Origin of the sequence: Pseudoalteromonas sp. SCSIO 43201 (genome assembly GCF_023716725.1) — a bacterium.
GTDB lineage: Bacteria > Pseudomonadota > Gammaproteobacteria > Enterobacterales > Alteromonadaceae > Pseudoalteromonas > Pseudoalteromonas peptidolytica.
On record NZ_CP072683.1, the window covers coordinates 1,987,082 to 2,009,217 of the forward strand.

Annotated in this window: 18 protein-coding genes; 6 read left to right on the forward strand and 12 right to left on the reverse strand. The window is 41.7% G+C overall.

Features of this window, described 5'->3' with window-relative positions; translation table 11 throughout:
• Window positions 1–38: 38 nt before the first annotated feature.
• On the reverse strand, window positions 39–2,000 hold the full coding sequence (locus J8Z24_RS08585) for an FAD-dependent oxidoreductase (protein ID WP_176031766.1): 1,962 nt from the start codon (window positions 1,998–2,000) through the stop codon (window positions 39–41).
• A 212-nt stretch (window positions 2,001–2,212) separates the two neighbouring features.
• On the opposite strand from J8Z24_RS08585, the gene sppA reads away from it, so the two are divergent.
• Entirely contained in the window at window positions 2,213–4,093 is a 1,881-nt protein-coding gene (gene sppA, locus J8Z24_RS08590) for a signal peptide peptidase SppA (protein ID WP_252094528.1), read from the forward strand.
• 70 nt (window positions 4,094–4,163) lie between these two features.
• Window positions 4,164–5,174 (forward strand): asparaginase, encoded by a 1,011-nt coding sequence (gene ansA, locus J8Z24_RS08595; protein WP_128732819.1) that lies wholly within the window; start codon window positions 4,164–4,166, stop codon window positions 5,172–5,174.
• 75 nt (window positions 5,175–5,249) lie between these two features.
• Here ansA and gnd read toward each other — a convergent pair whose 3' ends face one another.
• Complete coding sequence (gene gnd / locus J8Z24_RS08600; protein WP_252094529.1) at window positions 5,250–6,623, reverse strand: NADP-dependent phosphogluconate dehydrogenase; 1,374 nt, start codon at window positions 6,621–6,623, stop codon at window positions 5,250–5,252.
• 445 nt (window positions 6,624–7,068) lie between these two features.
• On the opposite strand from gnd, the gene pyk reads away from it, so the two are divergent.
• On the forward strand, window positions 7,069–8,502 hold the full coding sequence (pyk, locus tag J8Z24_RS08605; protein ID WP_128732817.1) for a pyruvate kinase: 1,434 nt from the start codon (window positions 7,069–7,071) through the stop codon (window positions 8,500–8,502).
• Window positions 8,503–8,800: 298 nt separating this feature from the next.
• Here pyk and J8Z24_RS08610 read toward each other — a convergent pair whose 3' ends face one another.
• The 6 genes from J8Z24_RS08610 to J8Z24_RS08635 form a co-directional block, all read right to left on the reverse strand.
• Window positions 8,801–9,625 carry a LytR/AlgR family response regulator transcription factor gene (locus J8Z24_RS08610; RefSeq protein WP_125253959.1) on the reverse strand — a complete coding sequence of 275 codons (825 nt, stop codon included), beginning with the start codon at window positions 9,623–9,625 and terminating at the stop codon, window positions 8,801–8,803.
• On the reverse strand, window positions 9,625–10,695 hold the full coding sequence (locus J8Z24_RS08615) for a sensor histidine kinase (RefSeq protein ID WP_128732816.1): 1,071 nt from the start codon (window positions 10,693–10,695) through the stop codon (window positions 9,625–9,627). The genes J8Z24_RS08610 and J8Z24_RS08615 overlap by 1 nt, the downstream gene beginning before the upstream one ends.
• 298 nt (window positions 10,696–10,993) lie before the next feature.
• Window positions 10,994–12,550 (reverse strand): SulP family inorganic anion transporter, encoded by a 1,557-nt coding sequence (locus J8Z24_RS08620; RefSeq protein ID WP_147390046.1) that lies wholly within the window; start codon window positions 12,548–12,550, stop codon window positions 10,994–10,996.
• A gap of 231 nt (window positions 12,551–12,781) precedes the next feature.
• A complete protein-coding gene (locus tag J8Z24_RS08625) occupies window positions 12,782–13,240 on the reverse strand; it encodes an Lrp/AsnC family transcriptional regulator (RefSeq protein WP_010376979.1) in 459 nt (152 codons plus the stop codon).
• Between the two features lie 112 nt (window positions 13,241–13,352).
• Window positions 13,353–13,994 (reverse strand): MBL fold metallo-hydrolase, encoded by a 642-nt coding sequence (locus J8Z24_RS08630; protein WP_147390047.1) that lies wholly within the window; start codon window positions 13,992–13,994, stop codon window positions 13,353–13,355.
• 2 nt (window positions 13,995–13,996) lie between these two features.
• Entirely contained in the window at window positions 13,997–15,784 is a 1,788-nt protein-coding gene (locus J8Z24_RS08635; protein ID WP_252095629.1) for a M14 family metallopeptidase, read from the reverse strand.
• Between the two features lie 126 nt (window positions 15,785–15,910).
• Here J8Z24_RS08635 and J8Z24_RS08640 point away from each other — a divergent pair, with 126 nt between their 5' ends.
• Window positions 15,911–16,744, forward strand: coding sequence for an SDR family oxidoreductase (locus tag J8Z24_RS08640; RefSeq protein WP_147390049.1), 834 nt, complete (start codon window positions 15,911–15,913; stop codon window positions 16,742–16,744).
• Between the two features lie 95 nt (window positions 16,745–16,839).
• On the opposite strand, the gene rplT is transcribed toward J8Z24_RS08640, so the two are convergent.
• From rplT to thrS, 4 genes are all read right to left on the reverse strand, one after another.
• Entirely contained in the window at window positions 16,840–17,199 is a 360-nt protein-coding gene (gene rplT / locus J8Z24_RS08645; protein ID WP_010376973.1) for a 50S ribosomal protein L20, read from the reverse strand.
• Between the two features lie 15 nt (window positions 17,200–17,214).
• Complete coding sequence (gene rpmI, locus J8Z24_RS08650; RefSeq protein ID WP_010604868.1) at window positions 17,215–17,415, reverse strand: 50S ribosomal protein L35; 201 nt, start codon at window positions 17,413–17,415, stop codon at window positions 17,215–17,217.
• Window positions 17,416–17,595: 180 nt separating this feature from the next.
• Complete coding sequence (infC, locus tag J8Z24_RS08655) at window positions 17,596–18,159, reverse strand: translation initiation factor IF-3 (RefSeq protein WP_125253974.1); 564 nt, start codon at window positions 18,157–18,159, stop codon at window positions 17,596–17,598.
• 56 nt (window positions 18,160–18,215) lie between these two features.
• Window positions 18,216–20,126: a threonine--tRNA ligase gene (thrS, locus tag J8Z24_RS08660; protein WP_128731720.1), complete on the reverse strand. Its 1,911-nt coding sequence runs from the start codon at window positions 20,124–20,126 to the stop codon at window positions 18,216–18,218.
• A gap of 235 nt (window positions 20,127–20,361) precedes the next feature.
• Here thrS and J8Z24_RS08665 point away from each other — a divergent pair, with 235 nt between their 5' ends.
• Complete coding sequence (locus J8Z24_RS08665) at window positions 20,362–21,351, forward strand: endonuclease/exonuclease/phosphatase family protein (protein WP_128731719.1); 990 nt, start codon at window positions 20,362–20,364, stop codon at window positions 21,349–21,351.
• Between the two features lie 34 nt (window positions 21,352–21,385).
• A complete protein-coding gene (locus tag J8Z24_RS08670; RefSeq protein ID WP_176031769.1) occupies window positions 21,386–21,832 on the forward strand; it encodes a DUF3010 family protein in 447 nt (148 codons plus the stop codon).
• The last annotated feature ends 304 nt before the right edge of the window (window positions 21,833–22,136 follow it).

A 22,136-nucleotide genomic window follows, 5' to 3' on the forward strand; every position in this document is an offset into this window, starting at 1 on the left:
ATATCAGTATAGACCGCCTAATTCTTAGGGTTATTACATTAAATTTTTCTCGCGACCTGAAGAGCTTCAGCTATCGCTCGTTTTGCATCGATTGCAGCAGCAAGTTTCGCTCCACCAATAACATGATGGTTTTCTGGCAATGTTTCTTTATCAAACAATGTATCGTTGGATACTTGGCCGATACATGCAATAACAGTATCAACGTCAAGTATCTGCTCATCGTCTGCGACTTTGATAGTCAGCCCTTGACCATCAAAACGAATGTACTCACTTTGTGCAATTTGTTTAACGTTATGGTGCTTTGCAACCGCTCTGTGGATCCAACCTGTGGTTTTGCCTAAATCTTTACCAAAGCGACCAGCTGAACGCTTTAACATATAAATTGTTTTTTGCTCTTGGGATGGTTTAGGATCGCATTCGATACCCCACTGTGCCTTAAAGTCTGAAATAGATTGCTCTCGCGGTTCTGTCAGATAGGCAACCATATCAAAACCAATACCACCCGCACCTAAAATCGCGATTTTATCACCGAGTTCTACTTCTCCTTTAATCACTTCATCATAGGCAAACACGCGACGCCCATCAGCACATTCGATTTTGGACATTCGTGGACTTACACCAGTTGCAAAAACGACATCATCAAAAGCATCTGCCATAGACAATTCATAAGATGTGTTTAGACAAAGCTCTACTCCAAGGCGGTTAATTTCGCTCACATAGTATTTTAGCGTGTGTTGAAAGTCTTCTTTTCCAGGTATACGCATCGCTAGGTTAAATTGTCCACCTAGTTCGCTTCCCCTATCAATGAGCTTAACTTGGTGTCCCTTTTTAGCCAAATAATAACTCACTGATAATCCAGCGGGGCCAGCTCCCACCACTAATACCTTTTTCTTTGTAGTTGCTTCTTCTAACGGGTAATCCAGCTCAAACCCTGCTTGAGGATTAACTAAACAAGTAGCCCGTTGCCCTTTAAATACATGATCTAAGCAGCCTTGGTTACAACCGATACAAATATTAATTTGCTCTTCACGTTGTGCTTGGTACTTATTGAAAAACTCAGGATCAGCAAGCAATGGACGCGCCATAGAAATAAGATCAGCGTCGCCTTTAGCTAAAATATCATTTGCTAGCGTCGGGGTATTTATTCGATTGACGGCCACAACGGGTATGTCAACAACCTGTTTTAACCTATTTGACGCTTCTCGATACGCGCCTGGTGGTACCATTGAAGCAATTGTAGGAACTCTAGCTTCATGCCAACCAATTCCAGTATTAAGAATATCAACACCGGCAGACACTAGCGCTTTTGCCTGAAGCGTAACTTCTTCTGCTGTCGAACCATTTGGGATTAGATCCATCACTGACAAACGAAATACGATAATAAACTTATCGCTCACCTTCGCCCTCACCGCTTTTACGATGTCAGTCGCCAAACGCATTCTATTTTCTAGACTACCACCGTATTCGTCAGTACGTTTATTGGTGTGATTCGCCATGAATTCGTTAATTAAATACCCTTCAGAGCCCATGATTTCGACACCATCATATCCGGCCTTCTCAGCTAGCTTTGCTGACTGTGCAAAATCTTTAATGGTACTTTTAATAGCGCCCAAGCTCATCGCTTTTGGCGTATAAGGATTTATTGGTGCTTTGATTGCACTTGGTGCTGTATTAAAAGGGTGGTAAGCGTATCTTCCTGCATGCAGTAGTTGTAAGCAAATTTTTCCACCATTTTGGTGAACCACGTTGGTGTATGCTTTATGCTTTATCACATCATACCGCGAGTTAAAAGAAGACGAAATGGGCGTCAATTTACCGCGTAAATTTGGACTATAGCCACCAGTGATAATTAACCCCACCCCTCCTTTTGCACGTGCTTCATAGAACGCAGCTAAGCGCTTTCGATTGTGCCAACCTTCTTCAAGCCCGGTGTGCATCGATCCCATCACCAAGCGATTTCGCAAACTTGTATGTTTAAGTTTTAGTTCTTTTTCTAACATTTGCCGCCCCACAAAACTGGTCTTACCTGTGAACATTAACGTTTTTTTATTATTTGGCAAGTCTTAAACAGAAAGAAATTAACGAACCTAGACTCATTGCTGATATTTCACGCATGAAAATACTTAGTTACGTTTTTCTATTATCTATGAAACCGACTCTGATATATGATAAATAAATAGTGTTTTATTGATGTTAAGCATAAGGGATCGATTTGAAACTGATAGCGAATATTTTTAAAGGCATATGGGCCACCTTGAACTTTTCTAGACGATTGATTTTAAATCTGTTGTTCTTATTCATTCTGATTGCCATTGTGATTAATATTATATCCGGTGAAGACCAAGTCCAAGTGGAAGATAAAAGTGTCTTACGCTTAGATCTAAATGGCATCATTGTAGAGCAACTAACCTATGTCGATCCGTTTGAAGCGGCAATAAGCGGCAAGTTTGGTGACTCAGAGCAACCTGGTGAGATTTTACTTGATGATATAATTGACGTAGTCAACAAGGCAACGCAAGACCAACAAATATATGCAATGTACCTAGACTTACAACGCATGCACAGCGCACATTTAGATAAACTCCGCGACATTAGAGATGCGCTGGTAAAATTTAAAGCTGCAGGCAAAAAGATCTATGCTCACGGTGCATATTACACTCAAGCACAATATTATTTAGCCTCTATTGCTGATCAAGTAACCTTACACCCATACGGTGGTGTCAACATCACCGGTTTTGGCATGTACCCTCTTTATTTCAAAGAAGCCCTAGATAAGCTAAAAGTGACTCAGCATATTTTCCGTGTTGGTACCTATAAATCTGCCGTTGAGCCTTTCATCCGCAGTGATATGTCACCAGAAGCAAAACAATCTAACCTTGGTTGGATAACACCACTTTGGAGTCAATACAAATCAGAAGTGGCTGAGAACCGAGGTTTCGATGTCACAAATTTTGATGAAACATTCGCTGCATTGACGGATAAAATGGAAGCTGCACAAGGCGACTCTGCTAAATATGCAATTGATAACCAATGGGTGGATGAACTGGTTACAGATCAACAGTTCGTACAAAAGTTGATTGATGAAGTGGGGCTAGATGCTAAAGGCAAATCGTTCAAGCAAGTGTCCTTTGAACAGTATCTGTCAACACTGCCACCAAAAGAATTTGCTGAAAATCCATTTACAGAAAAAGTTGCAGTGATCGTTGCTAAAGGTCAAATATCCGATGGTAAACGTAAGGCTGGTGCCATAGGCGGAGATTCAACAGCTGCACTGCTCAAAAGAGCGCGTCTAAACGATAAAGTAAAAGCGGTTGTTTTAAGGATAGATTCTGGCGGCGGCAGTATGTTTGCTTCAGAAACGATTCGTAATGAAGTATTAGCATTAAAAGCGGCAGGTAAACCCGTTGTCGCATCTATGGGCTCAGTTGCGGCTTCAGGTGGCTATTGGATTGCGGCCTCAGCGAATGAAATTTGGGCCTCGCCGAGCACAATTACTGGGTCAATTGGCGTTTTTGGCATGATAATGACTTTCGAAAACGCGGCTAATTCACTTGGTATTTATTCAGATGGTGTAGCAACGACAGAGCTAAAAGGTCAATCACCATTTAGAGGAATTGAAAGTAATTATAAACATCTTATTCAAATGGGCGTTGAAGATGCCTATGACAAGTTTATCTCTATGGTTGCAACTGAACGAAACCTTGAGAAATCAGCGGTTGATGAAGTAGCGCAAGGCCGTGTATGGCTTGCAACTCAAGCGCTAAATTTTGGTCTCATTGACAAGTTAGGCAATAAGAATGATGCCATTAACGCAGCAGCCAGTCTTGCAAACTTGGAGATGTATGATGTTATCACCATAGAACAAGCGCTAACTGAGCAGGAAAAGCTAGTGCAACAGTTATTTGGTGCTACGATAGTACAAAGTGCTGTTGACGCCATTATGCCTGAGCAATCGATATTTGCAAAAACAGCGTTAAACGCACTAGATGATATAAGTCATACACTAGAAGCTCAGAGCAAAGTACTCGGTCAATTAAATGACCCAAATCATGTTTATACCCTGTGTTTAGTATGTAATGTATCGGCTGAATAACCCTGAATAAGACTGCAATTGCGGATACACAATTGCTATAATAAGCCCAGATTTTATTCTGGGCTTATTTATGAAAAGAAAAAAAATATACATTGCTTATACCGGCGGTACTATTGGTATGAAGCAATCGAGTCGTGGTTATGTTCCTGTTGCCGGCTACCTTACCGATACGGTGAAGAATAACGCTGAGTTTACACGCGATGAGATGCCACTTTTTGATATTCACGAATACAGTCCTTTAATTGACTCATCTGATATGTCTCCCCATCATTGGCAACTAATTGCTGATGATATCCAATCAAAGTATCAGGATTACGACGGCTTTGTCGTACTACATGGCACAGACACAATGGCGTATACCGCTTCAGCGCTGTCTTTCATGTTTGAGAATCTGACCAAGCCTGTGATTGTAACCGGCTCACAAATACCACTATCTCAACTTCGTTCGGATGGTCAAGTAAACCTGCTAAATGCCATGTACTTAGCGGCTAATTATCCCATTGCGGAAGTTAGCTTATTTTTCAATAATAAGTTGTATCGTGGTAACCGAGCAATAAAAGCTCATGCTGACGGGTTTGATGCCTTTGCGTCTCCAAACTTATCACCCTTAGCGCAAGCGGGGATCAACATACAGCTACTAGAAGGAAAGCTCAGCCCTTATGTTGAGCAAAGTTTGCAAGTAACCCAGATTTCCCCACAACCTATCGCTGTGATGCACCTTTATCCCGGAATTTCAACTGAGATCCTTAAGAACCTCATGAAAGGTCAAATGAAGGCATTGATATTATTGAGCTTTGGTGTTGGAAATGCGCCACAAGACGAGCACTTTTTAAGTGAGCTTAAGGCAATAAGTGACAGCGGAGGGGTGATCATTAATCTAACTCAGTGTATCCAAGGTAAAGTGAATATGGGCGGCTACGCTACTGGCAACGCTTTACTCAATTGTGGAGTGATCAGTGGTTATGATATGACTTTGGAAGCATGCTTAACAAAACTACATTATCTATTCAGCCAAAAGCTCGAAATAGAAACTATCCGCCACCTTATGCAAGATAGCCTGCGTGGTGAACTCACTAGGTAAAGAAAGATAGAAGAAAAGAAAAGTAAAAAGCCGCAAGTGGATACTGCGGCTTTGTCATTTCTAGTGTCGACGTGACTATCTTACTTTTGCATCAATCTCGACAAGATCAGTGAGGTGACACGTTTCACCACTGTGCGTCTTAACGCCATGTTCACCAAAGTAATCACGTTGTGCTTGTACTAAGTGACCATTGCTTGGAGTGCTCAACGTCGCAATGTATGTTTGCGTCGCAGCAAGCACAGGGAAAGATAAACCTGTTGCAATCGCTTTACCGGTAGTGCGACGAAGTGCCAGTGCTGGCTCCTCTAATGAATCGATAAACTCAACACCCTGAGCAACATCATCTAGGTAGTCGGCACGAATGATACAACCGGCGCGCCAGGTTTGAAGTGTCTTATTTAAGTCGACTTTCCATTGGTGAGCTCGTGACGCACCTTTAATTAATGCAAGGCCTTGACGATAGCATAGCAAGCTCGCGAAATAGAATGCTTGTTTCAATTCGTCTAAATCAACTTCAACCGACTCGGTAGATTTGGCAGCATACGTCATTTCTTTGGCCGCTGGCGTATCTATCGTATTAGTTAAATGGCGAGCTTGCACCGCTGCGACCAAAGATGGGACGGCAATCCCTAATTCTAACGCATTTTGTGCTGTCCAAAGGCCAGTACCTTTAGCACCTACTTTGTTATCTATAAGGTCAACTAGTGACTCGCCCTGTTCTGTTTCGAGGCTGAGAATATGACTCGAAATAGCGAGTAGGTAGCTATTTAGGTTACCCTCTGACCATGACTCAAAAATTTCAGCGACTTCTTTCGGTGAGCGGCCAGTACCATGACGAAGTAGTTGATACACTTCAGCAATCAGCTGCATTAACGCATATTCAATGCCGTTATGTACCATTTTTACAAAATGGCCACTTGCAGATTGACCCACGCGAGCAAAACATGACTCGTTATTGTAGCTTGCCGCAACTTTCTCAAACCAAGGTTCGATACGTTCCCATCCGCCTTCAGAGCCACTCGCCATCATCGCAGGACCGTGACGCGCCCCTTCAGCTCCGCCAGAGATCCCCATGGTGGCAAACTCAAATTTATTTTGATATTTCAACTTACGAGCAATACCATCTTTGTAGTTACTATTACCACAATCCACAATGATATCTTCTTTCTCAACCCCGGCTTCAACCAAGTCGCTACAAACTTTATCTACTAATTCACCTGCTGGAACCAGTAATAAAATCGAGCGAGGAGTCTCAAGCCTTCTGATCATATCACCGAGATCAGACACTATGTGTAAGCGCTCCGCCATACCTAACGACTGTGCGCAACTTAATAATTCCGCACCTACTTCGGGGTTCTTGTCATATGCGACTAAGGTCATCCCCTTCTCTATTAGATTTAGCGCGAGGTTTTTACCCATCACACCCAAACCAACTAATGCAACCTGCATTTAGTTTCCTCCTCGGTAACATCAAAACTTTATGCGTTCGTGTATGTGCATTATACCTTAGCAACCATGATTGACCAGCGAGACACACTATTCGCTGGCTACTTATCAGTTACAAAAATATGACAGCTAACACAATTCACTGTATAGCAATATAGTGACAGCGGCGCGCATTCACCACTATTTGTGATTAATCACAAATATTCTCTTATCATTAAAAGGTAAAATATTCGAGATTGACGCCCACTGACACCGGTGTCATAATGATGACATATAGATCATATAACTTAATGAGAGTGTTAAAAAGGGTATTTGCATAATTCTTTATGCTCAAGTTAGTTAAATAATGGTTTCACAATGTGTGATGTGTAAAAAGACAGCAAGTTTAATTTATTTTTAACACATTCATAAGTTTTTGCTTACCTTGATAAGCTTACAGGAGAATCTGATGCTTAGACGCACTAAAATCGTTGCAACTCTGGGGCCCGCAACTGATAGAGATAATAATTTAGAAAAAATAATTCGTGCCGGCACCAACGTAGTCAGACTAAACTTTTCACACGGCGTTGCTCAGGATCACAAAAACAGAGCTGAAGCGGTACGCGAAATATCTCAACGCTTAGGTGTGAATGTCGCTATCCTAGCTGATTTGCAAGGACCTAAAATCCGTGTTTCAACCTTCAAAGAAGGTAAAGTATTTTTAGAAGTGGGTGCAAAGTTTACTCTAGACGCAAAAATGGAACCTGGACAGGGTCATGTTGAAGCTGTTGGTATAGATTACAAAGAGCTACCAAATGATGTAAAGCAAGGTGATTTGTTATTGTTAAACGATGGTCTGATCCAACTGGTTGTTGAGCAAGTGCAAGGTCACTTAGTCCATACCAGCGTCAAAGTAGGTGGTGTGCTATCTAATAATAAGGGTATTAACCGTTTAGGTGGTGGGTTAACGGCACCGGCATTCACGGATAAAGACAAAGAAGATTTAATCACGGCAACGGAAATCGGTGTTGACTACATTGCAGTATCTTTCCCTCGAAGCGGTGATGACATGCGTTATGTCAGAAGCTTAGCTGAAAAAGCAGGCTCTAATGCGCAATTGTTAGCAAAAATAGAGCGTGCAGAAGCTGTTGAAACTGTTGAAGCAATTGATGACATTGTGCTTGCTTCTGATGCGGTGATGGTCGCACGTGGCGACTTAGGGGTCGAAATTGGCGACGCTGCGCTTGTGGGTAAACAGAAACAAATTATCAGCCGTGCTCGTTCATTAAACCGTACTGTCATTACAGCAACACAAATGATGGAATCGATGATTGACAACCCAATGCCAACCCGTGCTGAGGTGATGGACGTAGCAAATGCTGTATTGGACGGCACAGACGCGGTTATGCTCTCTGCAGAAACAGCTGCGGGAGATTACCCAGAGCAAACAGTTGCAGCGATGGCTCGCGTTTGTTTAGGCGCTGAGTCGCAACCACAAATTCACATTTCTAAACACCGTCTAGATAGTCGCTTTGCAGACACTTGCGAAACCATTGCGCTTTCGGCCATGTATGCAGCTAACCACTTAGACTCAGTAAAAGCCATTGTTGCATTAACGGAATCCGGCAATACTGCGAAATTAATGTCACGTATTAGTTCCGGTTTACCAATTTATGCCCTGTCTCGCCATCAATCCACACTCGGTCAAGCCTCGTTGTATCGTGGCGTTTATCCGGTAAGGTTTGACTCTACCCAATGTTCTGATGATAGTGCGGTTAGAGAAGCACTAGACACTCTTGTTGCAGCAGGATCTTTAGAAAAAGGCGACACAGTTATCATTACCCATGGCGATAAAATGGAAACTATCGGTGCAAGTAATACACTAAAAATTATTACAGTATAAAAACCACAACGAACTGGGTAGCCACGCTACCTAGTTCTGTTATTTCGCCCGTGTGAGTGCGCGTAAAAGCTGTATCGATAATAAAATGAGGAAACAGCGCTAATCACTTGGCGTTATTTTATACCATTCTCTTGTTGTAACACTTTAATAAAACCAAACTGCCTAATGTGAGGCAGAACGTTTAGCTTAAAACCGAGCAAAGCTTTGTTATCAACAAGTTGCTCTAAATAAGACATTTTATCGCTTGTAGCGCCACAATAGCTTCTTCTAACTGAGCAAGTATTAAGATTAATTGGTATTAGCTTGCTAATGCTGCCTTCACTTTATCTCTGTAGCTTCTGCTTACTTTTAGCTCTTGACCATTTTCAAGCACCAACAAGTATTCACCACTGCTCTGGGTTACTAGCTTACTAATTTGTTTAGTGTTTACGATAGCAGAGCGATGCACGCGTACGAATAATGTTGGGTCCAATTCTTGCTCTAAATCCTTCATTGTTTTTCGTAAGATGTGTGTTTGACCATCACTACAATGTAGGCACATGTAATCTCCAGCAGCATCCACCCACTGAATTGAGCCGGTAGAAACACGAATGATCTCTCCTTGCTCTTTTACCGCAAGTGACTCAGGGAATTTTTTATCTTCGATTGTATCCCCTGTCGCTAACTTCTTTAGGATTTCTTCACAATTGTTACCTGTGATCCCTGCAACAAAGCTGGCTAGCTTTTTCTTATGCGCATTGTCTTGTTGTGTTTTTAAATAGCTTTGCACTTTTTCCACCGCCTGTTTTAATCTGTTGTCATCAACGGGTTTTAAAATGTAATCTAACGCATGGATCTCAAATGCTTTGACAGCATATTGATCAAACGCAGTTACAAAAACGATAGCAGGCAATGGTTTGACACTTTCACTCAAGGCCCTCGCTACTTCAAAGCCATTCATGTTTGGCATTTGAATATCAAGAAAGACTAGATCTATGTCCTCAGACTTACATAAATCAATAGCCTGTTGGCCACTGCCACATAATTCTACAATTTCAATTTCAGGAAAATCTCTTAACCTTACCGCCAAGCCTTTTCTGGCTAGCGGTTCATCATCTACGATTAATGTTCTAATTTTGTTCATTACTTCTTCGCCCTTTCGTATGGCACGCGAATGTTTACCTTTAAACCCGAAGGCTCATTGTTTGACAGCACAAACGAGTAATTGTTTTCATATAATGTTTTTAGGCGATCTTTGGTATTCGCTAAACCCACTCCTTGTGCACTTTTCAACTGCCCATCTTCCAACTCTGCGCCTGGACCGTTATCACCTACTTCCAAGAGTAGCTCATTGGCAAAAACCTGTGCTTTAATCTCAATTTTGCCGCCATGTTCAATATGTGCAATAGCATACTTGATGCTGTTCTCAATCAATGGCTGTAAAATTAAACTTGGCACTAGCGCTTGTTCTGCCTCTTCTGTTACATCTAACTCAATTGACAACCTTTCATCAAAGCGTACTTTCTCAATTTCAAGGTATAACGTTAACGCATGTAACTCTTGCTCTAGTGGTACTTTTTTGATCGGATCTGTATTTAAGGTGTGTCTCAAAAAGTCACTAAGCCTTGATACCATTTGATTTGCATCTTTATTCTCTTCAACGAGAATAAGTGTTGAGATTGCGTTGAGTGTATTGAAGAGGAAGTGAGGATTAAGCTGATACCGAAGCATTTTTAGTTGTGCTTCATGAGCCATCGTATTGGCTTTTAGTGCCTTTTGTCTCTCACTTTGTAATAATTGATAGTACTTTATACCGAAGTATAGTCCGCTCCAGCATAAAACGATATAGACGGAGTCTAGACCTTGCTGCAAATAATAAAACCATTCATCGGGTCGATAACCATGACGGTATATTTCCCAATGATTGAATTTTTGCACCACAGCCCAGAGCGTTCCGGTTAAATATGATGCAGTAAATACGACCAAGATTAAGACAACTGGAGAGGCGTTCCATATCTTACGATACAAATAACGCAGTGGTACTGTCATCAAACAACCGGCATAAGCATTTAATGCAATAACAAATACATAGATGTCGCGCATTTCAAATACTTTCGAGCCAATGTAATTCACCAGCGCATAACCCAACCAGCCGGCTATTTGTAATACCCAGAAAAACCTCTGCCTGTTATCAACCAGTGATTGCCACTTCAAAATGATTATACCTCTTCTATCTTAACTGGATTATATCTCAGCTCGTTGCATTTATTCACTGCTGATGGTCTCAGTTTTTACACGACCTACCGCAAATAAAAAAAGACACCGCAGTGTCTTTTTTAAGATAAATTATAATGACTTATTTAATTTAACCGCTCTGTTTTGGAACACCAAAAAAGTGCTATTAGGTTGTTATGAATAAGAAATATAACAACCCCTTAGCTTCAATCTATGTTCCCTCAGGTTAAGCAGTTCTACACAAATTGCTATAAATGCCTTGTCTTGTAGACTGTATTTACGCCAGCTTATCTGAAGCGACTTTATATGTTGGATCGGCTTGACCATCTAATTCGACTAAGTCTTTAGCCTTTTCGAGTAACACTTTGCAGTCTTGGCTCAAGTGGCGCAGATGAAGTGTTTTTCCAGCTTTTTTGTAGCGTTCTGCTAACGCATCTATCGCTTCAATCGCGCTGTGATCAGCAACTCGGCTATATTTAAATTCTACAATAATGTCGTCGGGGTCATTATTTATATCAAATAATTCAGCAAAGTTTTTTACAGAGCCAAAGAATAGTGGTCCGTGTAATTCATAAACCTTTGAGCCATTTTCATCAATATAATTATTGGTGTAGATATGTTTTGCATGTTCCCAAGCAAACACCAATGCCGATACAATTACACCGACACAAACTGCAATCGCGAGATCTGTGATCACAGTCACACCAGATACCAATACAATCACAAAAGCATCTGATTTGGGGATCTTTCTGATCAGTCTAAAGCTAGACCATTCAAACGTACCTAGAACAACCATAAACATCACACCAACTAGTGCGGCTAATGGGATCATTTCTATTAAGCTAGCAGCAAATAGAATAAAGACCAATAGTAGAAGCGCAGCTGTTATTCCCGACAAACGACTACGGCCACCAGAATTAATGTTGATCATTGACTGGCCTATCATCGCACAGCCGCCCATCGCACCAAATACGCCACAGGTAACATTTGCTGCACCTTGACCGATACACTCACGATTACTATGGCCACGTGTTTCTGTGATCTCATCAATCAAAGTGAGCGTCAACAGCGACTCTATCAAGCCAATTGCTGCCAATACTAACGCATAAGGGAATATGATTTTAAGTGTTTCAAGTGTCCATGGTACATCAGGAATATGAAAAGCAGGGAAACCACCTGCGATAGTCGCATCAGAGTTGCCAGACATGTCTTTAAGATAGTCAAGTACATTCCTCGCATCTAGGTCCAGGCCTATTACGATTCCAGTTACTACAAGGATAGCGGCAAGGCTTGAAGGTACTGCTGTCGTCAACTTAGGGAGAAAATGAATGATAGCCATTGTAAGCGCAACTAGGCCACACATAATATAGAGCGCTTCGCCCTGCATCCACGTCAAGTTACCTTGCTCATCAAGCACCTTGAACTGCCCAAGTTGTGCTAAGAAAATCACAATTGCCAGGCCATTTACAAAGCCGAGCATAACTGGGTGAGGCACCATGCGAATAAACTTGCCGAGTTTAAATATACCGGCCAATATTTGCAAAAAGCCCATCAATAAGACTGTCGCAAACAGATATTCAACACCATGCTCTATCACCAAGCTAACCATAACGACTGCAAGTGCACCAGTTGCACCAGAGATCATACCGGGTCTACCACCGAAGATTGAGGTAATAAGACCTACAATGAATGCCGCATATAAGCCAACCAAAGGGTCTACTTGCGCAACAAAAGCGAAGGCTACAGCTTCTGGCACCAACGCCAGTGCAACTGTAAGTCCTGATAGTACATCGTTTTTAGCAGAGCTAGGCGCTTTGCTGATCAGATTAAACATCTATTTCCTCTGGTCTGAATTGACAATGAACACAAAGGCTGCGGATTCTAGCAAAAAGCAGCAATTTAAACAAATAGCAGACATCTAGCATTTAAAGCAGATTGGTTTGTATGCAATAAATTCTAGTATAGAACAGTGACAGCAGGATGTTAGAAATGCACTATTTCAGCTAAAAGGCAGGCCAGTAATCGTCTGCTCACTATCATTTAACAAGCAGACGATGATGCTGTACTAAAGTGGTAAAGAGGTACTGCGTTTTACGCAAGTCATGGTTACATTTGAATGTACTTCTTGGACAAACTCAAGGTTAAGTAAATTGTCTCGAACAAACTGCTCATAACCTTCAATTCCCTTAGATATAATACGCAGCATGAAGTCCATCGTGCCTGCCATTGAATAACACTCTGTCACTTCGTCGTAGCTCAATATAAGTTTTTCAAACTCAGCGAGGTTATTTCTGCCATGGTTCGACAAGCGAACGTGTGCATAAACCAGCATATCAAATCCGAGCTTTTTCTCGTCTAACAGTGCGACTTTACCTTTGATGTAACCATCTTGCTCCAATTTGGCGATACGTCGCCAGCAAGGAGATTGAGAAAGCCCTACTTTATCTGCAATTTCGGCGGTCGAAAGACTCGCATCTTGTTGTAACAATGCCAAGATTTGGCGATCTACTTGGTTTAATGACATATCTATTCTAGTTTAATTAGCACATTAGCTTACAAAGCCAATGTTGATTATTATTCCCTGACGTATAGTAGACTAACTTATTGTATATGAATACTACTTAGCGCCTACTATTCTACCCAAATCGGCCACTCATAAAGGGGTTTGTAGCCTTTTCATACCCTATCGTGGTATTTTCACCGTGCCCTGAATGCACAACGACTTCGTTAGGTAACGAAAATAACTTACTCTCAATGGAGTGCTTCAGCTTTGCTGCGTCCCCTTTAGGAAAGTCAGTTCGCCCTACTGAACCTTTGAACAAAACATCACCTACCAACACCTGCTGTGAGACAGGTTCATAAAAAACAACATGTCCAGGCGTGTGACCAGGGCAATGCCTAACTTCTAACTTTAGCTTCCCTACCTCAACTGTATCACCATCATTTAGCCATGATGAGGGTAAAAATGCAGCGTGGTTTTCAAAACCAAACATTTGTGATTGCATTGGTAATGCTTCAAGCCAAAATAGGTCATCTTTATGAGGGCCTATGATTTCAATATCATAATACTCCCCCAGTTTCGTACTTGCCCCCACATGATCTAGATGGGCGTGGGTGAGCAAAATCATCTTCGGTTTAAGCCCCTCTTCAGTCAAGCGCGCGATGATCTTTTCCGGCTCGCCACCTGGGTCGACAATTGCGGCGATTCTGCTTGTCGGGCAAACTAATACACGGCAATTTTGCATAAACGGCGTAACAGGTATTGTTAATACTTGCATTGTTAATTTGCTCCAAATGCCATCAAAACAGGATACTTCAAATAAGCGCTGTCATAAAATGGTGTCCGAGCGTACAGCCACTCCATTCTCGCTTTAGAGTCGTTGGCAAACTTTTTGTCTTCACGAATTTTTTTATCAAATGCTAATGCCATTGCTGGATTTTGTTTTAGCATCTTTCTGGCAAACGGTTCAAGCGCATAATTTTCAACATATTCTGTACGTTGAAAAATCGTATTAAACTCACCCCAAGCAAAGAAAGAGTCCGGGGCTTTAGGGTGCAGTAAGTGAGTTGCTAACTCTCCCGAAGGTTGCGCTGTTTCAACTTTATACCAGCCACTTACATCCACTTTTTCTGGCAATACGTTAAAGTTAAATGATGCCTCTACTCTAAAGCGACCTTCAAAAGGCACACTGTCGAACTGATAGTCACTTACCGCTGCCTGACTGACATTGTCAACTACTGACGATGCTGGCAATTTAATGACTTCAACACCATGAAGCTCTAGCTTTTCAACGACTTCGGGATACGCTGGTGGTATATAAAACTGCTCTGGAACATTAACTATCGTTTTTACTTCTTTTTGCCAATAAATCGGTAATTTCTCATAGTCGACTGGCGTACCAAGGTATTTTGCTTCTACATGCCCAGAAAGTGCACTTTCGAATTGCTTGTATTCGATACCTTTAAATTGAATGAAATCAGGAGTTTTAGCGTAGCTACGCTCAACCACTAATTTTTTGGGCAAAAACTCAGCTTCTTTTTTCACAGCTTCTCGTAATATATCTATATTGTTGGCCAGTCCATCAATGACGCCATCCATAAATACATACGTCCCTAAAACACGCTGTTTATACGGTTTTAAAGAGTGATTTTCCACAAGTATTGTTGGTAGCCCTTTTAAGTCGCCCCAACCATTTGAGAATCTTGGTGTTGCTACCCAACCTGCTAAACCCTGCTTAAAATCACGCTTGTCCATGACAAACACCAAAGGTCCGGGAATATGCCCCTGTTTGCGAAGTGCTTTATCTATTTCAGGAGAGAGTTGACTTTCCAATACTTGGGCAATTGCTGGAGATTCACTGGCAAAACTTGGATTAAAGCCGTAGGTCACATCATACTGGTAATCCGCACCGTCAGTAACATGAACATCAATGTATAGGTCTGGCTTATACTCATTGATCACAGACATGATCGCTCTAATACCAGGAGTATCTAGCTTTGTATAATCACGGTTGAGATTAAGATTTTTACCATTCGTCCTAAATCCCATCACCGCTGGGCCGCGCTGATTAATACGGTTATATTCGCTGCGACGCTCATGACCATCGACATTTAAAATCGGTACAACTAGTAAGTTGACTTTCGCTAAAATGTCGCGACGTTTCCCTGTGGCAATATCACGCAGCAACATAAACATGGCATCTTTACCATCAATTTCACCGGCATGAATACCCGCTTGAACTAAAATAGTCGGTTTATCGCTATTAATGACTTTAGATTTGCCACCACCTTGCTCAGTGGCAACAATCATCTTGATAGCGCGATGACTATCACTAGTACCTATAGTTTCAAGCTTAAACTGTGTTGGATTGGCCGCGACTAGACGGTCAACAAACGCCATTGTATCTTCATAATTTGGGGAATCGGTACCATCACTAAGTTCGAAATCAGTCGTCAATGGGCCTTGTTGTTGTAATAGTTGTTCACTGTTACCCTGCCACTCCATTAGCGGTGGCAAATGACTATTCATACCTAGCATTGCAGTAAGCATAATAATGCTGGAACTCATCATAATTCTCTATTCCTCTGCTTTTATCCGTCAATTATATCAATATTTTATCTATCGGCTTACAATGTGCGGTGATTCAACAAAAATTTGCAGTTAATCGCAGATAACTATCACTTTAGGGAACAAATGAGCGTACAAAAATCAATTTTAATCACTGGTTGTTCTACCGGGATTGGTTATTACTGTGCATTGCAGTTGTCAAAAGCCGGATATCAGGTCATCGCATCAGTCAGAAATGCAAAAGACCTGAATAAGTTTGAAGGTACAGGTGTTCATTGCATCGTATTAGATCTAGCTTGTGAGCAAAGTATCAAAGATGGATTTCATCAGGCACTTACAATCGTCAATGGGCAATTGGACGCATTATTTAATAATGGCGCCTACGGTCAACCTGGTGCGGTCGAAGATTTGCCTACAGATATATTAAGAAGGCAGTTTGAAGTTAACTTTTTTGGTTGGCACACACTAACATGCTTGGCTGTCGCGCAGATGCGAAAGCAAGGTTCAGGCCGAATAGTTCACAATTCTTCAGTGCTTGGCCTTGTTGCATTACCCTATCGAGGAGCCTATAACGCTAGTAAATTTGCACTGGAAGGGTTAACCGACACATTACGCATGGAACTCGCCAACACCAATATCCAAGTCAGTTTAATCGAGCCAGGTCCAATCGTATCAAAGTTTAGAGAAAACGCGAAACGCGCATTTTTAACTAACATCAATCATCAACATAGCGCACATCACAACGAGTATCAGGCGCAGCTTAATCGCTTAGGCGCTGAAGACGCACCACAGAAATTTACCTTAGGGCCTGAAGCGGTTTATAAAGCCCTGCATCACGCATTGAGTGCTAAAACTGCGAAGCCAAGGTATTACGTAACGTTCCCTACATACTTGATGGGGTATCTAAAACGAATATTGAGCAGTCGCATGCTAGATAAAATATTGATGAAAAACCGTTAAGGGCTGAGTAATTTATGAGTATAAAACTAAAAAAGGAGCCAACGGCTCCTTTTTAATACAAGATCTAGTCCTAAGACTAAGTCATGCTCTGCTTATTAAGCAGCTAGACCGTCTTTTGCTTTAGCAACTAGTGCTGCGAAAGCTACTTGGTCGTATACTGCGATATCAGCTAGGATCTTACGATCGATTTCAATCGATGACTTTTTAAGGCCATTGATGAAACGGCTGTAAGAAAGACCATTTTGACGTGCAGCTGCGTTGATACGTGCAATCCATAGTTGACGGAAAGTACGTTTCTTAGCACGACGGTCACGGTAAGCATATTGACCAGCTTTTGTTACCGCTTGGAAAGCTACGCGGTAAACGCGTGAACGCGCTCCGTAGTAACCTTTAGCTTGCTTTAATACTTTTTTGTGACGTGCACGTGCAACTACGCCGCGTTTAACTCTTGCCATTTCTGATATCCTCTATTAAGCGAATGGTAACATACGATCGATTAGGCCTAGGTCATTCTTATGAACCATAGACTTAGCACGAAGGTGTAGTTTACGCTTTGAAGACTTCTTAGTCAGAATGTGACGAAGATGCGACTGTTTACGCTTGTAACCGCCTGAAGCAGTCTTTTTGAAGCGCTTTGCAGCACCTCTGTGTGATTTTAGCTTATAAGCCATTTGCAATAACTCCGAATGATATTGCTTAACACTATGTAAGTAGGCGGAGATAAACTCACTTGTAGGCCTAGCTTACTACCTAAAACCGGTGAAGGATCAAGTCCTTACTTTAAAACCGGATAACGCAGGTGGCCGAAGCACTTGAAACCTGCGTTAAATTCGATGCGTATTATGCCGAGATTAAGACTTTTTAGCAATAGGTGCCATCATCATTATCATTTGACGGCCTTCTACTTTCTTCGGGAAAGACTCTACTGAAGCAATCTCTTCCAACTCTGTCTTGATACGATTTAACAGGTCGATACCAATTTCTTGGTGCGCCATCTCACGACCACGGAAGCGAATTGTGACTTTAGCTTTGTCGCCACCTTCCAAAAACTTGCGAAGGCTACGTAGCTTAACTTGGTAATCACCAACATCAGTACCAGGACGGAATTTAACTTCCTTAACCTGAATTTGCTTTTGCTTTTTCTTTTGTTCTTTTTGGATTTTTGCTTTTTCAAAAAGGAACTTACCGTAGTCCATCACTTTACAAACTGGTGGCTCTGCATTTGGGCTGATCTCTACTAGATCTAAGCCTGCTTCATCCGCCATGTTTTGTGCGTCTCTAGTTGAGACAATGCCAGCCTGCTCGCCTTCAGCGTCAATTAAGCGAACCTCTTTCGCTGTAATCTCTTCGTTAATACGATTTTTCTGAGCGTTATTTTGCCCTTTTTTGCCGCCTCTAATGGTACGTTCCTCCAAAAAATTCAAAAGTAGTTGCGTGTACCAGAAAAAGTGAAGTACACGCAAGTTTATATTTATAGTCGATTTTTAATCTCTTCGCTAACTTTCGCGATGAAATCGTCAATCGAGAATTTACCTAAGTCTTCACCAGTGCGAGTTCGAACAGCAACTTCTTGTTGCTCAACTTCTTTGTCACCCACAACTAACAAATAAGGTATACGTTTTAAAGTATGCTCGCGGATTTTAAAACCAATTTTCTCATTTCTCAAGTCAGCGCAAGCTCTTATTCCAAGTTTATTTAACTTTTGTACAACTTCGTGAACATAATCGGCTTGTTTATCCGTAATATTCATGATCACAACTTGCTTAGGCGCAAGCCAAGTTGGGAATTGACCCGCATATTCTTCTGTTAAAATGCCGATAAAGCGCTCTAACGAACCAAGAATTGCACGGTGGATCATAACTGGCGTTTTACGCTCGTTATTTTCCGCAACATAAGTAGCCCCTAAACGCCCTGGTAATGCAAAGTCTAGTTGTACTGTACCACATTGCCATGCACGTTCTAAACAGTCATACAAAGTAAACTCAATCTTCGGACCGTAGAATGCACCTTCACCTGGTAAATATTCAAACTCGATGTCGTTTGCTTTCAACGCATCTGCCAATGCAGCCTCTGCTTTATCCCACATCTCATCTTCGCCGATGCGTTTCTCAGGGCGTGTAGATAATTTAACAACGATCTTTTCAAAGCCAAAGGTTGAGTAAGTATCATACACCATTTTGATACAAGCTGATACTTCGTCCATGATCTGTTCTTCTGTACAGAATACGTGCGCATCGTCTTGTGTAAATCCACGAACACGCATCAAACCATGTAGTGCACCCGACGGCTCATTACGGTGACAACAACCAAACTCAGCCATACGCAGTGGTAGATCACGGTAAGATTTTAAGCCTTGGTTGAAGATTTGAACGTGGCCTGGGCAGTTCATCGGCTTAATAGCATATTCACGCTTTTCAGACTCCGTAGTGAACATCGCATCTGAATACTTGTCCCAGTGACCTGACTTTTCCCACAAACCACGATCCATCATCAGTGGACCTTTTACTTCTTCGTACTGGTACTCGCGTAACTTTTCGCGTACAAAGTCTTCAAGCTCACGGTAAATGCTCCAGCCATCATTATGCCAAAACACCATTCCTGGTGCTTCTTCTTGCCAGTGCCATAAATCTAGTGCTTTACCAATTTTACGGTGGTCGCGCTTTTCAGCTTCTTCTAAACGCTTAAGGTAAGCTTTTAATTGCTTTTTATCTGCCCATGCAGTGCCGTAAATACGTTGCAACATTTTGTTTTCTGAGTTGCCACGCCAGTATGCGCCTGCCACCTTCATAATCTTGAAGTGATGACAGAATTTCATATTTGGTACGTGAGGACCACGACACATATCAACATATTCTTCGTGGTGGTATAAACCTGGCCTATCATCTTTAGCGATATTCTCGTCTAAGATTTCCATCTTGTAGGTTTCACCACGTGCTTCGAATGCGTCGCGGGCTTCTTGCCAGCTTACCTTTTTCTTCACTACATCGTAGTTGGTCTTAGCAAGTTCCAACATACGCTTTTCAATCGCTTCAAGGTCTTCTTGCGTCAATGAGTGGTCAAGATCAACATCGTAGTAAAAGCCATTGTCGATAGTCGGACCGATCGCCATTTTTGCTTCAGGGAACAATTGTTTAACTGCGTGACCAATTAAGTGCGCGCAAGAGTGGCGAATAATCTCAAGGCCATCGTCGTCTTTAGCGGTGATAATCTCAAGCGCAGCATCATTTTCAATGATGTCACACGCATCAACACGCACACCATTGACGCGACCAGCGATAGTTGCTTTTGCAAGTCCTGGACCGATGTCTTGAGCGACGTCTAGAGTAGTTACTGGGTTTTCAAAAATACGCTGACTGCCGTCAGGGAGAGTAATAACTGGCATGATAAATCCTATTTACAGTGGTGACACCTACAATGCGCCACATGTATTTAATTAATTTTAAATGTAAAGTGTGCCTATCAACGCTTTTACGAATAAGCATTGTCTTGCGCGACTTATCGCGGCTCATTCAAGGTCTTTCGTATGAGAGACACTATTCTCGCGTGTAACTTGGCTAAGTGCAAGCCTAGGGCTAAAATTAATCTATTAATTTACAAAAACTATTTCGGGATCCTCTGTGGCCAAAAAGCGATATCGATTTGCAACCTTTAATCTATTGAATTTTACAGCACCACCTTTTTCGTTTTATCAACTTCATGAGCATTATAACGACACCCAATGGCAAACTAAGACCCAGTTCATCACCGGTCTTATTCAACATATCAATCCTGATGTGATTGTATTTCAAGAAGTGTTCACACCCGACGCATTACAGATAATTTGTGAAGATTTAGGGTTAGTTCACTTCGCCACGGTAGACTCACCCAGTCCAGACCACGTTTACCCAAATGTTCTATTTAAACCTGTCGTCGCTATCGCCTCTAAGTTACCTATAAAGTCTTTCGCTCCGCTTGAGCCTTGCCCTGAATTACTTGAATACCTAAATAACCAACATCAGTTCAAGTTCAACCGTACGCCAATAAAATGTAAATTTGATATTCCCGGATTTGGGTTACTCGCATGTTATGCCATACATCTAAAGTCACAACGTGTTCACTCCATGGCGCACATGTTGGGAGAATCACATCAAGATGACCCTCTATTGACGCTATTACATGAAACTGTAGGCACAATGCAATCACAAATATCTCGGTCACTAGAAGCCTCTATTATTTATTACGATGCCTTGAAAACACAACGCGAAAAACAGGCAGCCACATTAGTAATGGGAGATTTTAATGATGCGTTAGAAAACCCTGCCCTGTCTTTTATGACTCAAGCTTTTCCGCCGTTGGCAAATAGCAGTTTTGATAGCGTTGGATTATTTGACAGTTTTTTTTACGCTGATAATAGCAATGGCAAAAAACCACCTAGCCACTACTATCGCGGGGAAGGCAATGTGCTGGACTACATTTTATGCTCCAAAGAGTTTAATCCCAATCGCGCGGAACAAAAAGTGACCTCGCTGAACTACTATAGTTATGATGCTCATCTAGATCCGAGGCGTATAGATGAAGATATTTGTTATTCTGACCATGCAGCAATAGCAATAGAAATAACACTGTGAGATAATTCAATTTTTGCATAATCTGGACACGAAAATGAGAACACTTGGGGTTGAAATTTCTGGCAGCGAAGCGCTTCTTTGTTTGCTAACTAAAGAAGATGATGTTTTTGATATCAGAGATATTCGTCAGCGACGCTTTACTTTGGGCAACCAAGGAGCTGACCTTGAGGAAATGCGCAAATTTCAATTCGACTTTGCAAAACTAATACAAGATTATGGCGTAGACTCTGTTGCCATTCGCCAGCGTCCGCACAAAGGTAAATTTGCAGGTAGCGCCGCAGGGTTTAAGATGGAAGCCGCTATCCAACTTATCTCTGATGTAGATGTGCAACTCCTCGCTGGAACCGAAGTAAAAGAGCAACTAAAAAGAAACCCTATTCCTGTGGACTTTGAAGATACTGGATTAAAAAAGTTCCAAGAGCAGGCTTTTACTAATGCATACGTTTATATCCTTCGTAAAACATACGCAAAAGATGAATAGCTAAAACGATAAAGGTCAGTACGCTGACCTTTATACCCTACTGCGTTACCAACATTTCTCGACAGACCAGACACCTTCATTGCAACTCTCTTCCTAATTAATTCAAGATAGCTAAACTCTGTGCTCGACTGCTAAATAGTATTTTTAGGACACTTGTAATAATGAGTGCTTGCAACACAACGGAGTCATAGTAATTTGCTTCACACACTAACCGGTTTTGAGTTTGTAACACGATAAGTCAACTAGCTCCTTGTCCTAATATCAAATGAATAAATCACAAGCTATTTGTGCAAATTTAGCACCA

Bases quoted from the DNA above. Each gene is read 5' to 3' on its own strand.
- J8Z24_RS08640 (WP_147390049.1), top strand. From the start codon at position 15,911: ATGAGCGTACAAAAATCAATTTTAATCACTGGTTGTTCTACCGGGATT.
- J8Z24_RS08625 (WP_010376979.1), bottom strand. From the start codon at position 13,240: ATGTCATTAAACCAAGTAGATCGCCAAATCTTGGCATTGTTACAACAA.
- J8Z24_RS08630 (WP_147390047.1), bottom strand. From the start codon at position 13,994: ATGCAAGTATTAACAATACCTGTTACGCCGTTTATGCAAAATTGCCGT.
- J8Z24_RS08670 (WP_176031769.1), top strand. From the start codon at position 21,386: ATGAGAACACTTGGGGTTGAAATTTCTGGCAGCGAAGCGCTTCTTTGT.
- thrS (WP_128731720.1), bottom strand. From the start codon at position 20,126: ATGCCAGTTATTACTCTCCCTGACGGCAGTCAGCGTATTTTTGAAAAC.
- J8Z24_RS08585 (WP_176031766.1), bottom strand. From the start codon at position 2,000: ATGTTAGAAAAAGAACTAAAACTTAAACATACAAGTTTGCGAAATCGC.
- gnd (WP_252094529.1), bottom strand. From the start codon at position 6,623: ATGCAGGTTGCATTAGTTGGTTTGGGTGTGATGGGTAAAAACCTCGCG.
- pyk (WP_128732817.1), top strand. From the start codon at position 7,069: ATGCTTAGACGCACTAAAATCGTTGCAACTCTGGGGCCCGCAACTGAT.
- J8Z24_RS08635 (WP_252095629.1), bottom strand. From the start codon at position 15,784: ATGAGTTCCAGCATTATTATGCTTACTGCAATGCTAGGTATGAATAGT.
- rpmI (WP_010604868.1), bottom strand. From the start codon at position 17,415: ATGGCTTATAAGCTAAAATCACACAGAGGTGCTGCAAAGCGCTTCAAA.
- ansA (WP_128732819.1), top strand. From the start codon at position 4,164: ATGAAAAGAAAAAAAATATACATTGCTTATACCGGCGGTACTATTGGT.
- J8Z24_RS08620 (WP_147390046.1), bottom strand. From the start codon at position 12,550: ATGTTTAATCTGATCAGCAAAGCGCCTAGCTCTGCTAAAAACGATGTA.
- J8Z24_RS08610 (WP_125253959.1), bottom strand. From the start codon at position 9,625: ATGAACAAAATTAGAACATTAATCGTAGATGATGAACCGCTAGCCAGA.
- rplT (WP_010376973.1), bottom strand. From the start codon at position 17,199: ATGGCAAGAGTTAAACGCGGCGTAGTTGCACGTGCACGTCACAAAAAA.